The organism is Bacillus sp. N12A5, from assembly GCF_026790125.1.
In the GTDB taxonomy this organism is placed as follows: domain Bacteria; phylum Bacillota; class Bacilli; order Bacillales; family Bacillaceae; genus Bacillus.
In genome coordinates this window covers 91,934-104,903 of record NZ_JALAMR010000005.1, presented here as the reverse complement: position 1 = coordinate 104,903, position 12,970 = coordinate 91,934, and the positions used below count along the sequence as shown (strand labels likewise).

Sequence of the window (12,970 nt, the reverse complement as noted above, 5' to 3'; positions counted from 1 at the left end):
TCACCGATAAGGTGATGGCTTTTTGTTTAATTTGTTTTTTCTGTTGTTGATGTTGAGTTCGTTTGTGTTTTGTCAGTGTTGTCTGTTTTGTTTTTATTTGGATCAGAACCTGATGAATCATTCGTATCTGGGTTCGTATTACCATCCGATGTATCCTGATTGTTGCCATTGTTATTGCTGTTGTTGCCGTTAGATTGGTCTTGGTTATTATTGTCGGACGGATTGGTGTTCGTGTTGTCTTGTTTTTTGTCTTGATCGTTTGTTGCATCATCTGTCTGATCTTGATCTGTCTGACTGTCATCAGTTTGAGAATCATCAGTTTGTGTATCATCCTGAGTCTTCTCATCATCTTGATTTTCATCATCCGTTTGTTGCTGATCTTCTTTATCTTCCTCATCTTCAGCCTTCGGCACTTGATAGGATGTAGAAGCTGTACTTTTGCCATCATCACTGACGGCTGTCACTTCGAATTTGTATACAGATCCTGGCTGCACGCCTGAAATGACTGCCTCTTTTGCAGAGCTGTTTTGAATGTCCGAGTAGCTGCCGCCGTCAACAGATTGCTTTACAGCAAAGGTCGCATCTCCGTCATAATTCCAGCTTAACGTTAAAGATTGATTGTCTTTATCGTATTTCACGTTTAAACCAGACAATTTAGCTGTTTCCTCTTTTTCTTCTTTCTCATATGTTTTAGAAACAGTAGAAGGAGCTGTGCCTTTAACAAAGTACTCTGTGAGCTTCTTATCGCTTGGCGTATTTGGCCCTGCCAGTTTTGCCGGATTAGAACCTTTTTCTACGGTGGCTTCCACTACGCTGTCAGGCTTTTCAAATGATCCGCTTCCGTCATCGACTTCTGCGATGAGTTGTGCGAATAGACGTTTTGCGACCTGCTGTTCTGTTTGATTTAAAGATTTTTTTCCTATCTTGTTCTCAGAGTCTACACCTGTCCATACAGCAGCAGTAAACTGAGGTGTATATCCTACAAACCATGAATCTGGTACACCGCCTGATGCGATATTGTATTTTTGTATAGTCGTTTCATCGAAGTTAGTTGTACCAGTTTTACCTGCAACCTCTACTCCTGGTACTTGAGCAAGCTGTCCAGTACCCGTTTTAACAGCTGTTTTCAGCATATCTGTAATCATAAAGGCTGTATAATCGCTCATTGCTGATTTTGATTTAGGCGTTAAATCAAGCTTTGTTCCATCGTTGAATTCAATTGACTTCACAAAGTGCGGTTCATTATACGTTCCGTTATTTCCGAATGCACTGTATGCTCCAGCCATGGTCAGAGAAGAAACACCCGGATTACCTTCTCCGAATCCTCCAATAGAATATGATTCATACACTTTTTCTTTATTTAATCCAAGCCCCAATCCGTTAGCGAAGTCAACTGCAGCGTCTTTTCCAACTGCTTGGAATGCTTTTAAAGCCGGGATGTTACGAGATTGGGCAAGAGCTTCACGCATAGACATAATCCCTTTATAGGAACGGTCAAAGTCACGAATGGCTGTTCCGTCAGAATATGTGTAAGCTGAGTCATCAATTTGCTCGTAAGTGGACCACTTTTTATTTTCAATAACTGGACCGTAGTCGAGAATAGGTTTAATGGTAGATCCAGGCTGTCGCTGAGCTTGGGTCGCGTAATTGTAACCCCCAACAGCAGAATCTCTTCCGGCGCCAATCGCACGTACTTCTCCGGTTTTCGTATCGAGAAGGGTAACGCCGCCCTGCATGCCTTCAGTAAATCCTACAGTGTCTCCGTCCATTAATTCATCAAGTTTGTCTTGCGCTTTTGTATCTAATGTCGTGTAGATCTTTAATCCGTCAGCAGATGGATCGACATCAGATTTTTCATCAATTTCTTTCATGACTTCTTCAACAAACGCGCTGTATTTGTTTGTACTTGCTTTTTCATATTCCTTCTGTGATACAACGCCTTCATCTTTCATCGCCACATTTTTGGCTTTGTTATATTGAGAATCAGAAATAAATCCTTGCTTTTTCATCAGGCTGAGTACGATGTTCCGGCGTTTTTCCGCTTTATCTGGGTTTTTAACGGGATTGTATGCTGTCGGACTTTGCGGCATACCTGCAAGGGTCGCAGCCTGTTCGACAGTCAATTTGCTTAAATCTGTAACGCCGAAAAATTCTTCCGCCGCTTTTCCGATTCCGTATGCTCTAGGAGAAAAATAAATCCGGTTTAAATACATTTCTAAAATTTCATCTTTAGAGTAATTGCGCTCCAGCTGAATCGAAAGCCATACTTCCTGCACCTTCCGTTTCAGCGTCTTCTGATGTGAAAGAAGGGAGTTTTTGACGACCTGCTGAGTGATCGTACTTCCGCCTTCAGCTCCGAAGCCGTCTTTAAAGTTGGCAACTAAGGCGCCTCCGATACGGACAGGATCAATCCCGTGGTGCTCATAAAAGCGAGCATCTTCTGTTGCGATAAAGGCTTCTTTTACAACATCGGGAATTTCATCTATAGAGACGTAGGTCCGTTTTTCGGCGCCGACTTCAGCGATTTCTTTTCCGTTTTTATCGTAAATCGTTGATGAATATGGCGTCTTCAATTTGCTTTCGTCTAGTGAAGGCGCATCCGAAACCATGACGGCAAATGTTACGGCACCGCCGACTACGCCTAATACAAACAGAATGAGTAAAGTGAAAAGGGTCTTTTTAAACAACCCGCCTTTTTTTCGTTTCTTGCCTTTTTTCGGTGAAGGACTCGATTTGCTGTTTGCTTTTCGTCGAGCTTCACGGCTGGTAAATTGATCTGACATAACATCTCAACCTTTCATTAATCAACCTTTCGCACTAGATGACGGCGAAAAATAAAGCTGTTCAATAATACTAATATAATCAATTCTAGGTGCGTATCCAAGAGAAATCGGATACGCCGCTTCCTCTAACTCATCTTTTCGAATTGATTTTCTGCCGTTTTTTTCTTTTCTGTCCCAGAAATAAAACAGCTTATCGGCTTCCAAAAAATAAACTTGGTCGAAAGCGGATATAATAACAAAACAAATACCGTCTTGAGCCTTTACCTGCTTCATATGCTCAATTTGATGGTCATGGAAATTCTGCAGGGGGAAAGAGGTTTTGTTTTTCGTTTCTTTCGCCTCAAAATCAATATATCGCCCTTTGTAAATCCCGTTGTAATCTGTTGTCGATGATTGTTTAAAGTAAGCTTCTTTAATCACTGCGGCGCTTCTTTTCGGATAATGGACATTTACAATTTGAACAGGTGTCGGCTTTTTGTGTATGACGGCAATTTGGTTTGTCAGATAATACTTATTCGTTTCGTTTAAGTCATCTTCGAGGGTCATTCCGCGATTACTGTAAGACGGGGCCCTTTTCTGACTGTTTTGGGATGAAACGGCATGTTTCGGCTGAAACGTTTTTCCGTTAGGATACCGAATCACTTTCTCATCCTCCTTATTAAAACTATTCATGACGGAAGTGAATGCATGTGCAAGAACAACAGACCATCGAACTTTTGAGCCTGATTGAGCGGCAGACAAAAACAAAAAACGCAGATAACATTTCAAGAACGAACGCATATAAAGCATTTTATGACCGTCATCCGGAAATCAAATGGTCGCTCTTGGCATCTTTCGTTTCTCGCAATGCCGGCTGGTCAATGACTGACTTAAAAGGCAGTCTGTTTCAGCTTGGACTCCGTGAGAGACAGCAAAAGTGGTTCTTTTTAGCCTATGATAGAGCGAATTGGCTTATTTTTTCGGATGCCTATCCGCAGCTTCTACTGTATCACTGGTCAAAAAAAATCGGGAAACCGCTGTTTCAGCATCTCCATGTTTTTGGCGTCTCACAATTTATGACGGAAGAATGGACCCGTTTTTGGCATGAGCGAAACACGGAGCGGCTGATGTATGCCCTCATTATAAATGAACAAAACACTATCCAAACACCTATTATACAAAATCCTTCGTTTAAAAAGAACGTTTTTGACACGATTCCTTTTTATTTAAGTGACTGGTTTCATTTCAATACCGTTATTTTTCCTTCTCCAGACAGGGTTCTTTACGGCATTTCAGTGAAACGATTTTCAAAGACAGAGGAAAGGGTAAGGCTGGGAAAGCAGCTGTCTCAATTGCTATTCAGTCCGGAATTGTTCCCCTCTTTCTATCAGTTTTTGCACACAGTGCCGCATACCGGCTCCCGTTTTGATATGGAAAAAATGATCGGGATCACAAAAAGAACATCTCCTATGTTAAGGACATGCTATCCTGAGTTGATCCACTCATTAGACGGAAAGAAAACAGATTGGTTTCATGGAAAGATTAAGAAAACATGCTTTAGGCGAGAAGAATTGCCCAAGCAGATTGAATTGACAGACTGGTATTTACATAAAAAACGCCAGCTTCATGCGCTTTTTGCAGTGGAACATTGGCTGAAGAAATAAAGAAGCAAGGAATATCCTTGCTTCTTACGTAGAAGGGCGGTTTGGGCCGCCTAGTTTTTTATCTAAAGAATCGATTGCTTTTGATTCAGTCTTTTTTTGCTGGCCGGCTTTCTTCGGTCTTGTTTTCATACGGCACCTCCTCACAAGTATCGTTTGCATTAAGGGGAAGGATCATACAATTTTTGCGGGTGTTTTTGTCGAAAACTTCAGCTTTTCGTGGAATACCTGTTTGTTTGGCGATTTGCTTCTAGTTTTGTCATGTGGAAGGAAAGAGCTTAAAGAGCAAAGAATTTTAACCAGGAGAGACGAGTAAAGGAGGTACACGAATGTCCGGTTACGTAAGTAAAACAGATATTCTCCGTATGCTTTCTGATATAGAAGATGAATTAACCCGAGCTGAGCAAAACCTGAATCATTCTTTAAACGCAGTTGAGGCTGAGATGCGGGAAACGGAAAATGAGCGCCTGAGTGTGCTAGAAGAAGAAATTATGGACCTTCATATTTGTATAAATGAGCTGTATCAATCGCCTGAACATAGGTATGCCTTTGAAAAGGTATACCGCATCGGCTGAATTTTCGGGCGGAATTTGGTACGATAGCATTGAGGTGAAGGGTGTTGCTATCACAAACATTGCTGGAAATGACCGAGCAAATGATTGAAGCTACTGAAAATGGCGCTGATCGATATCAGGAAGGAAAAGAAAGTGATCTTTCTTATGATTTTTTTGAGACAATAAAGCCTGCAGTTGAAGAGAATGATGATCTGGCTGATCGCTGGGCGAAAGGGGCGCTTGAATTAATAAAAGCACGCCGCCCGAAATATGTGCATAAAGGGCAAATTGAGACCGCAAAGGATAATTTCCAGGAATTGATCCTTCAATCATATGTTCATCATATTCATAAAAAAAGATTCAAGGACATCACTGAATCAGTCCTGTACACATTGCACGCAGTTAAAGATGAAATTGCTAGAGAAGACAGCCTGTAGGCTGTCTTCTTTTCGTTTGTTATAGGGGGCCGGACGTTAATTTAGCTCATATGCCGGGCTTTCTGCTCCATTTGCTTCGAGAACCTTCATACTGTTACGAAATTCAGTTGTGCTTAGATGTCCTTGAATATAGAGGAACTTGGCAAAGTCCATCAGTTTATTCATACAGTCTGTTTCATATTTCTTCATTTCTGCAAAACGTTTGCTTAAGTATGATACGTTCATTATGGTGCATCCCCTCTCATCTGTATTGAAGATATGGTACCATAATGATTCGACTTTTTTCTGTTTTTAAAAAATTTAAACTTTCGACACGATTTGACAAATGAGAACCGGGTCCTGTGACACAAACAATAGACTTTATTCATACATATATAGAAGAGAATGTTGAGTTTTAGGGGGAATCGCAATGAACAAAAGTTTTCAAAGCTATCCTCGGCAAATGGGCTATTATTATCCCCAGCAAATGCAGGGATATTATCAGCAGCCTGTACCAGGGCAATATTTGCCGCAGCAGCCATATGGGCAGCAGGATTATTATCAGCCGTATTCTCCGGTCCAGTCTATGCCTATGCAGCCGCCTGTATTTTCCAATCCTTATCCAATCCCAAGGCCTAACCAGCAGCAGCCCTCACAATTTCAAAGTATTATGTCGCAGTTCAAAAAAGCCAACGGGCAGTTTGATTTTAATAAAATGATGGATACGACAGGCCAAGTGATGAGTGCAATGAATCAGGTCGGATCCTTAATAAAAGGATTTACAAGCTTTTTTAAAGGATAGAAGCATGAATGAAACGCTCATTCATGCTTATTTTTTGGAAAGAAAAGTGTCATGGTTTGTTCGTTCCAAGACGTTTCCATATCTTCCTGGCGAACTTCATAAGGCAGCTGCACTGTTCTCGTCATGCTTGTAAAAGTAGCTTCATGCTGCTGTTGCTGTTTTTCTTGAAGTGTGACATGAAGATACCTGGATTTAATGTCAACGACGATGTCGCCGTCTTGAAACGTCGATGGAATTGTGATATCGACATACAGCCCGGTATCTCTTTCTCTGACATGTATGGTCGTCTGTACATCCTTTAAACTCGAGTTGATCAGGTTCTGAAATCCGTTTATCAGGTTGCCGAACGCTGAGGATTGAAAAAGATCGTCTATTGCCTCCGTTATGATTTCTTCTTTCTTTTGCAGATCGTTCTTTTTGTCATCATCGAATTCCAACTCTGCCACCGCCTTTTTTAACCAGACTATGCGGCTATGCCGGATGTTGTTATAAATTGAAGCAAAATTGAAAGTATGGTTAAATAGTGGTGAATGTAGGGATAGCGGTTGAAGCGAATGAGAAGGGAGAAAACACATTGCTGAAAAAATTATTCGGAATGGGCAAAACTCAGGAAAAAGTGACAGAAGAGGTTATTTATTCTCCGGCAGACGGTACGGTAATGGACCTGACAGATGTGCCGGACCCAGTTTTTTCACAGAAGATGATGGGGGAAGGAATAGCGGTTGAGCCTACAAATGGCGAAATCGTTTCACCTGCTGAAGGCGAAGTGATTCAGATATTCCACACCAAACACGCCGTTGGCATTCGAACCCGTTCGGGAATTGAACTCTTAATTCATGTTGGGCTGGAAACGGTTAATATGAACGGAGAAGGGTTTACTGCCCATATTAAAGAAGGGGACAAAGTGAAGGTCGGTGACCCGCTGATTACGTGTGATTTGGAATTAATAATAGAAAAAGCGAGCAGCACAGTCATTCCGATCGTGATCATGAATGGTGAGGCTGTAGGATCAATTGTGCCGGCAGGCGAAAAGGCTGCCCACAAAGGAGAAACAAAGCTCCTCACAATAAAAGCGAAATGAGCAGGGCGTATGCCTTGCTTTTTTTGTTCGATTGTATAAAATTTGCACCTAGCCATGCAAACAAATATTCGGTAAACTGTACTTGACAAAGAGGTGTAAAGAATGAAAAAGAAATCACTGACTGAGCTCATTTCTGAGTTAAAAGGAAATGAAAACGTTGTGAATTGGCATGAAATTGAGCCTCGTGGAGCAAGAACAAGGCCGATGCCTGAAAGTATAGACGAGAGAATAAAGACAGCCCTTTCGAAAAGGGGCATTGATGAATTATATACTCACCAATATTCTGCTTATCAATATGTGCAAAAAGGAGAAAACATCGTTACCGTAACGCCCACAGCATCAGGAAAAACATTATGTTATAATCTCCCAGTCCTGCAGTCCATTGCCCAAGACGAAACAAACCGGGCGCTGTATTTATTTCCCACTAAAGCGCTGGCACAGGATCAAAAGAGCGAGTTAAATGAAATCATTGATGAAATGGGCATAGATATTAAAAGTTTTACATATGACGGGGATACATCTCCGGCAATCAGACAAAAAGTGAGAAAAGCAGGTCACATTGTCATTACAAATCCCGATATGCTGCATTCTGCCATTCTTCCGCATCATACGAAATGGGTCAGTTTGTTTGAGAACCTTAAGTATATCGTGATCGATGAACTTCATACGTATCGCGGTGTTTTCGGGAGCCATGTGGCGAATGTAATCCGGCGGCTGAAGCGAATCTGCCGGTTTTACGGAAGCGATCCTGTATTTATTTGTACTTCGGCAACGATTGCCAACCCGAAGGAATTGGGTGAGCAGCTGACGGGAAATCCGATGCGGCTGGTCGATGACAACGGCGCCCCGAGCGGACGGAAGCACTTTGTCTTTTATAATCCGCCAATTGTGAACAAACCGCTGAATATCAGAAAAAGCGCAACTGCAGAAGTAAATGAACTGGCGAAAGAGTTTCTGAAAAACAAAGTGCAGACCATTGTTTTTGCCAGGAGCAGAGTCCGGGTGGAAATTATTTTAAGCCATATTCAGGAGCTTGTGAAAAAAGAGATTGGAACAAAGTCAATCAGAGGCTATCGAGGAGGCTATCTTCCAAAAGAGCGAAGAGAAATCGAAAGAGGGTTAAGAGAAGGAGAGATTTTAGGAGTTGTCAGTACGAATGCCTTAGAGCTTGGTGTTGATATCGGCCAGCTGCAAGTGTGTGTGATGACAGGGTATCCTGGAAGTGTGGCAAGTGCATGGCAGCAGGCGGGACGAGCCGGCAGAAGACACGGTGAGTCTTTGATTATCATGGTCGCCAATTCAACGCCGATCGACCAATATATTGTGCGGCATCCTGAATACTTCTTCAACCGTTCGCCGGAATCTGCGAGAATCAATCCGGAGAATTTGATTATTTTAGTAGACCACTTAAAGTGTGCGGCTTATGAGCTTCCTTTTAGCGCTGATGAAGAGTTTGGGCCGATGGATGTAAGTGACATTCTTGAGTATCTTCAGGAAAAGGCTGTTCTTCACCGCAATGGCGAACGGTATCATTGGGCAAGTGAATCGTTCCCTGCTTCAAATATCAGTTTGCGATCTGCGTCACAAGAAAATGTCGTTATTGTTGATCAGTCAGATATTGCAAATGTAAGGATTATCGGTGAAATGGATCGTTTTAGTGCGATGACGCTTTTGCATGATGAAGCGATTTATTTGCATGAAGGGGTTCAATATCAAGTGGAGAAGCTCGATTGGGACCACAAAAAGGCTTATGTCAGAAAAGTTGATGTTGAATATTACACGGATGCTAATCTGGCAGTTCAGCTAAAAGTGTTAGAAATTGATAAAACGACAGAAAATAGCCGGACGTCATTGCACTATGGTGACGTCACTGTCAATGCTTTGCCGACTATTTTTAAAAAGATAAAAATGACGACGTTTGAAAATATTGGTTCTGGTCCTATTCATTTGCCGGAAGAAGAACTGCACACAAGTGCAGCTTGGCTTGAAATGAAAACAGTAGACGAGGATATCGGGGAAAAAACGCTGGAACAGCTGCTTCTCGGTATCTCGAATGTGCTGCAGCATATTGTCCCTGTGTATATCATGTGTGACCGAAACGATGTTCATGTCGTTTCTCAAATCAAAGCAGCCCATACCGGATTGCCGACGATCTTTTTATACGATCATTATCCGGGCGGTATCGGTTTGGCGGAGGAAGTTTTCAACCGTTTTTCAGACATTAATGAAGCGGCAAAGCAACTCATTAAACAATGTCCTTGCCATGATGGCTGTCCGTCTTGTATTGGTACCGAAATAGAAGGAATAAAAGCAAAGGAAAGAATTTTGCACCTGTTGGATCAAATGTCGTAAGGGGGGAGGTTAGATATGTCATTAAAAGGGAAACTCCAGCGAATGAAAAAGCATATGGTGCTTGATGAAGGGGAACAGAAAACAGAATCAGGCAACCAAGAAAACCACTTCGCTCAAAACCATGCTGAAATCCCTTTTTTAGAGGAATGGGAGGCTTTTGGCATGAAGCCTTTTTTCTTCGAAGATGAATACTGCCTCATCAGGGAGGTAGAATATCCGCTTTCTCACCGCCACGGGTTATACAGCTTTTCCGAGCTTGATGAAGTGATCGCTTTGTGGAATCAAAGCAGCCTGTCACATACATTGTCAGCAAAAGGGTATAACAAAAGCAGTCTCTTTTTCTTTGACACGGAAACAACCGGTCTTGGGGGCGGAGCCGGCAACACCATTTTTTTGCTCGGCCATGCGAGAGTATATAAAGACAAAGTAGTGGTCAAACAGCATCTTTTGCCCAAACCTGGAAATGAAGTTGCCTTGTATCAAAGCTTTTTAAGCGAGGTTGACATTACATCACTTGTGACCTACAACGGAAAAGCCTTTGATTGGCCGCAGGTGAAAACAAGGCATACATTGATCCGCGACAGACTTCCAAAGCTCCCGGAGTTCGGCCACTTCGACCTTCTGCATGGAGCAAGACGCCTGTGGAAACACAAAATGGATCGTGTATCACTTGGCACGGTTGAAAAAGAGGAACTTGGCATCCACAGACAAGAAGATACACCGGGTTACTTGGCACCAATGCTTTATTTCCATTTTATCAAGGCACAAGAGCCGGATCTTCTAAAAGGTGTCCTGCATCATAATGAAATGGACGTGCTATCGCTCATTTCATTGTACATCCATATGTCTAAAAAAATACTTTCAGAATCCCATGCGCCAATAGAGCACAGTGAAGCTTATGCGATGGCGAAATGGTTTATGGCTCACAAAGAAACGGATGAGGCGGTCAAACAGCTTGAAACGCTTAAAGGAAAGTCGTTTGAGGACCAGGACAGAGCGCTGCTGGATTTATCGCTCCTGTACAAGAAACAAAACCGATTGGCAGAAGCAGTGCCGCTTTGGGAAAAGCTGTCCCGTTCACAAAATCATAAGTGCAGATATGGTGCTGTGATAGAGCTTGCGAAATATTTTGAGCACAAGAAAAAAGAGTTTGGGAAAGCATTGCATATAGCAGAGCAATTACTTGGCGATGCGGCATTCTTATCAGAAAGTGAAACAGAAAAACTGCATGTGAGAATTGCTCGGCTGAGGAGGAAATATTCCTCTTAAATATTTCCCCGGAAAGCGCAAAAGACGACTTGTTTCGCCATGAATTTTTTTTGCTGAATTCACATTGATTTTGTTGTAGAATAGCGGCGAATCCTGTAAAATGACGGTAGTTATTTTTAAAGGGAGAGTTGGTATGTATAAGGGTGTTTTTTATTTGTTCTTTGTTGTGGTTTTTTTGATTGCTTTTGTGTTTTCTAACTTTAAAGACAGCTTACTTGCACACTTTTAAAATAGGTCTTTGTATTAGAACATGTACCCCTTATTTTTCATAGCTTAGTATTGTAATAAAGTTTATGGAAAGGGGATTTTATCATGCATCACTGCAGACCGCATATGGTGGCGCCAATTGTCCATCCTACACATTGCTGTGAACACCATACGTTTTCAAAAACGATCGTGCCGCACATTCATCCACAGCATACAACAAACGTAAACCACCAGCATTTTCAGCACGTTCATTACTTTCCACACACTTTCTCAAATGTTGATCCGGCTACGCATCAGCATTTTCAAGCAGGAAAACCTTGCTGCGATTACTAGTAGGAAAACGTGCAGCTTGATGATGTAAAAAACGCAGCACATCAAATGGGGCCCAGTGGGAGCCCCATTTTTTAAAGCAGGTGATATGATGAGAGTATTGGCAATCACGGGTTATAAACCATTTGAACTTGGGATATTTAAACAGGATGACAAGGCGCTGTATTACATAAAAAAAGCCATTAAGAGCCGGCTGATTGCTTTTGTGGATGAAGGGTTAGAATGGATTTTAATTTCGGGCCAGCTTGGTACGGAGCTATGGGCGGCCGAAGCTGCATATGATTTGCAGGAAGAATACCCTGACTTAAAGGTAGCTGTCATCACGCCATTTTATGAGCAGGAAAAGAACTGGAAAGAACCGAACAAGGAACTGTATGGAGCAGTTCTCGCTCAGGCAGACTATGAAGCAAGCCTGACTCACCGCCCATATGAAAGCCCGCTTCAGTTTAAACAAAAAAATCAATTCTTCATTGAAAAGTCCGACGGGCTAATGCTTTTATATGACCCGGAAATGGAAGGTTCCCCTAAGTATATGCTTGAGACAGCGGAAAAAAGACGCGAACAGGATGGCTATCCCATCTACTTTATTACAATGGATGATCTCAGAGTGACGGTAGAGGAAGACAGCTACTAACAAAGAGAGGGAAATTTGACAACCGTACAGATTTCTGAAAAAATATAAGGTGATGATTCACGATACGAGGTGAAAAAGATGCTTGCTGATAAAGTAAAGCTTTCTGCGAAAGAAATTTTGGAAAAAGAATTTAAAACAGGCGTTAGAGGCTACAAGCAAGAAGACGTTGACAAATTTTTAGATATGATTATTAAGGATTATGAAACCTTCCATCAAGAAATCGAAGAACTGCAGCAGGAAAATCTGCAGCTGAAAAAACAGCTTGAAGAAGCCAGCAAAAAACAGCCTGTGCAATCTAACACAACGAACTTTGATATTTTAAAACGGCTGTCTAACTTAGAAAAACACGTTTTTGGCAGCAAGCTTTATGATTGATCGCGCTTGAAAAAATTGGCGCTTGTCAATTGCAATCAGTTGTTATATAATAATTCATGTTCTTAACGTTCGGGTAATCGCTGCAGATCTTGAATCTGTAGAGGAAAGTCCATGCTCGCACGGTGCTGAGATGCCCGTAGTGTTCGTGCCTAGCGAAGTCATAAGCTAGGGCAGCCTTGATAGGCTGACGGCAGGAAAAAAGCCTACGTCCTTTTGGATATGGCTGAGTATCCTTGAAAGTGCCACAGTGACGAAGTCTCACTAGAAATGGTGAGAGTGGAACGCGGTAAACCCCTCGAGCGAGAAACCCAAATTTTGGTAGGGGAACCTTCTTGACGGAATTCAACGGAGAGAAGGACAGAATGCTTTCTGTAGATAGATGATTGCCGCCTGAGTACGAGGTGATGAGCCGTTTGCAGTACGACGGAACAAAACATGGCTTACAGAACGTTAGACCACTTAACATTTAAAATGATGAAAACAAGCTCTCCCGTATAAGGAGAGCTTTTATCTTGAAAAGAGAAAAG

General features: G+C 42.0%; 16 protein-coding genes and 1 other RNA gene. 12 read left to right on the top strand and 5 right to left on the bottom strand.

The annotated features are described in order from the left end of the window. Nucleotides 1–26: 26 nt before the first annotated feature. Nucleotides 27–2,783, bottom strand: a complete 2,757-nt coding sequence (locus MOC09_RS06485; protein ID WP_268369959.1) for a PBP1A family penicillin-binding protein — start codon at nt 2,781–2,783, stop codon at nt 27–29. A gap of 21 nt (nt 2,784–2,804) precedes the next feature. Further along, a complete protein-coding gene (gene recU, locus MOC09_RS06480; protein WP_268362409.1) occupies nt 2,805–3,425 on the bottom strand; it encodes a Holliday junction resolvase RecU in 621 nt (206 codons plus the stop codon). A gap of 41 nt (nt 3,426–3,466) precedes the next feature. On the opposite strand from recU, the gene MOC09_RS06475 reads away from it, so the two are divergent. Next, nucleotides 3,467–4,426 (top strand): DUF2515 domain-containing protein, encoded by a 960-nt coding sequence (locus MOC09_RS06475; protein ID WP_268369957.1) that lies wholly within the window; start codon nt 3,467–3,469, stop codon nt 4,424–4,426. Nucleotides 4,427–4,450: 24 nt separating this feature from the next. Here MOC09_RS06475 and sspM read toward each other — a convergent pair whose 3' ends face one another. Then, entirely contained in the window at nt 4,451–4,555 is a 105-nt protein-coding gene (gene sspM / locus MOC09_RS06470; RefSeq protein ID WP_003225606.1) for an acid-soluble spore protein SspM, read from the bottom strand. 197 nt (nt 4,556–4,752) lie between these two features. Here sspM and MOC09_RS06465 point away from each other — a divergent pair, with 197 nt between their 5' ends. Further along, nucleotides 4,753–4,998: a DUF5446 family protein gene (locus tag MOC09_RS06465; protein ID WP_268369955.1), complete on the top strand. Its 246-nt coding sequence runs from the start codon at nt 4,753–4,755 to the stop codon at nt 4,996–4,998. Nucleotides 4,999–5,042: 44 nt separating this feature from the next. Next, entirely contained in the window at nt 5,043–5,414 is a 372-nt protein-coding gene (locus MOC09_RS06460; RefSeq protein WP_268369954.1) for a YppE family protein, read from the top strand. 36 nt (nt 5,415–5,450) lie between these two features. Here the strand turns inward: MOC09_RS06460 and MOC09_RS06455 are convergent, their stop codons facing one another. Then, nucleotides 5,451–5,639 (bottom strand): YppF family protein, encoded by a 189-nt coding sequence (locus tag MOC09_RS06455; protein ID WP_003225611.1) that lies wholly within the window; start codon nt 5,637–5,639, stop codon nt 5,451–5,453. 184 nt (nt 5,640–5,823) lie between these two features. Between MOC09_RS06455 and MOC09_RS06450 the strand changes: the two genes are divergently transcribed. Beyond that, a complete protein-coding gene (locus tag MOC09_RS06450; protein ID WP_268369953.1) occupies nt 5,824–6,195 on the top strand; it encodes a YppG family protein in 372 nt (123 codons plus the stop codon). 17 nt (nt 6,196–6,212) lie between these two features. On the opposite strand, the gene MOC09_RS06445 is transcribed toward MOC09_RS06450, so the two are convergent. Beyond that, nucleotides 6,213–6,632: an Hsp20/alpha crystallin family protein gene (locus MOC09_RS06445; protein WP_268362393.1), complete on the bottom strand. Its 420-nt coding sequence runs from the start codon at nt 6,630–6,632 to the stop codon at nt 6,213–6,215. Between the two features lie 137 nt (nt 6,633–6,769). Between MOC09_RS06445 and MOC09_RS06440 the strand changes: the two genes are divergently transcribed. The 8 genes from MOC09_RS06440 to rnpB all read left to right on the top strand — a co-directional run bounded on the left by MOC09_RS06440 (nt 6,770) and on the right by rnpB (nt 12,891). Next, complete coding sequence (locus MOC09_RS06440) at nt 6,770–7,276, top strand: PTS sugar transporter subunit IIA (RefSeq protein ID WP_268369952.1); 507 nt, start codon at nt 6,770–6,772, stop codon at nt 7,274–7,276. Between the two features lie 102 nt (nt 7,277–7,378). Then, entirely contained in the window at nt 7,379–9,628 is a 2,250-nt protein-coding gene (gene mrfA, locus MOC09_RS06435) for an ATP-dependent helicase MrfA (RefSeq protein WP_268369950.1), read from the top strand. Nucleotides 9,629–9,643: 15 nt separating this feature from the next. Then, nucleotides 9,644–10,897: a ribonuclease H-like domain-containing protein gene (locus MOC09_RS06430; protein ID WP_268369948.1), complete on the top strand. Its 1,254-nt coding sequence runs from the start codon at nt 9,644–9,646 to the stop codon at nt 10,895–10,897. Between the two features lie 100 nt (nt 10,898–10,997). Next, the gene (locus MOC09_RS06425) at nt 10,998–11,126 is read left to right on the top strand and encodes a hypothetical protein (RefSeq protein WP_268362388.1); all 129 of its coding nucleotides are present in this window, start codon (nt 10,998–11,000) and stop codon (nt 11,124–11,126) included. An 83-nt stretch (nt 11,127–11,209) separates the two neighbouring features. After that, nucleotides 11,210–11,437: a spore coat protein CotD gene (gene cotD, locus MOC09_RS06420; RefSeq protein WP_080010830.1), complete on the top strand. Its 228-nt coding sequence runs from the start codon at nt 11,210–11,212 to the stop codon at nt 11,435–11,437. Nucleotides 11,438–11,525: 88 nt separating this feature from the next. Beyond that, nucleotides 11,526–12,068: a DUF1273 domain-containing protein gene (locus tag MOC09_RS06415; RefSeq protein WP_268362386.1), complete on the top strand. Its 543-nt coding sequence runs from the start codon at nt 11,526–11,528 to the stop codon at nt 12,066–12,068. Nucleotides 12,069–12,146: 78 nt separating this feature from the next. Beyond that, nucleotides 12,147–12,443 carry a cell division regulator GpsB gene (gene gpsB / locus MOC09_RS06410; RefSeq protein WP_003225629.1) on the top strand — a complete coding sequence of 99 codons (297 nt, stop codon included), beginning with the start codon at nt 12,147–12,149 and terminating at the stop codon, nt 12,441–12,443. A 65-nt stretch (nt 12,444–12,508) separates the two neighbouring features. Further along, an RNA gene (gene rnpB / locus MOC09_RS06405) (RNase P RNA component class B) lies at nt 12,509–12,891 on the top strand. Nucleotides 12,892–12,970 lie beyond the last annotated feature (79 nt).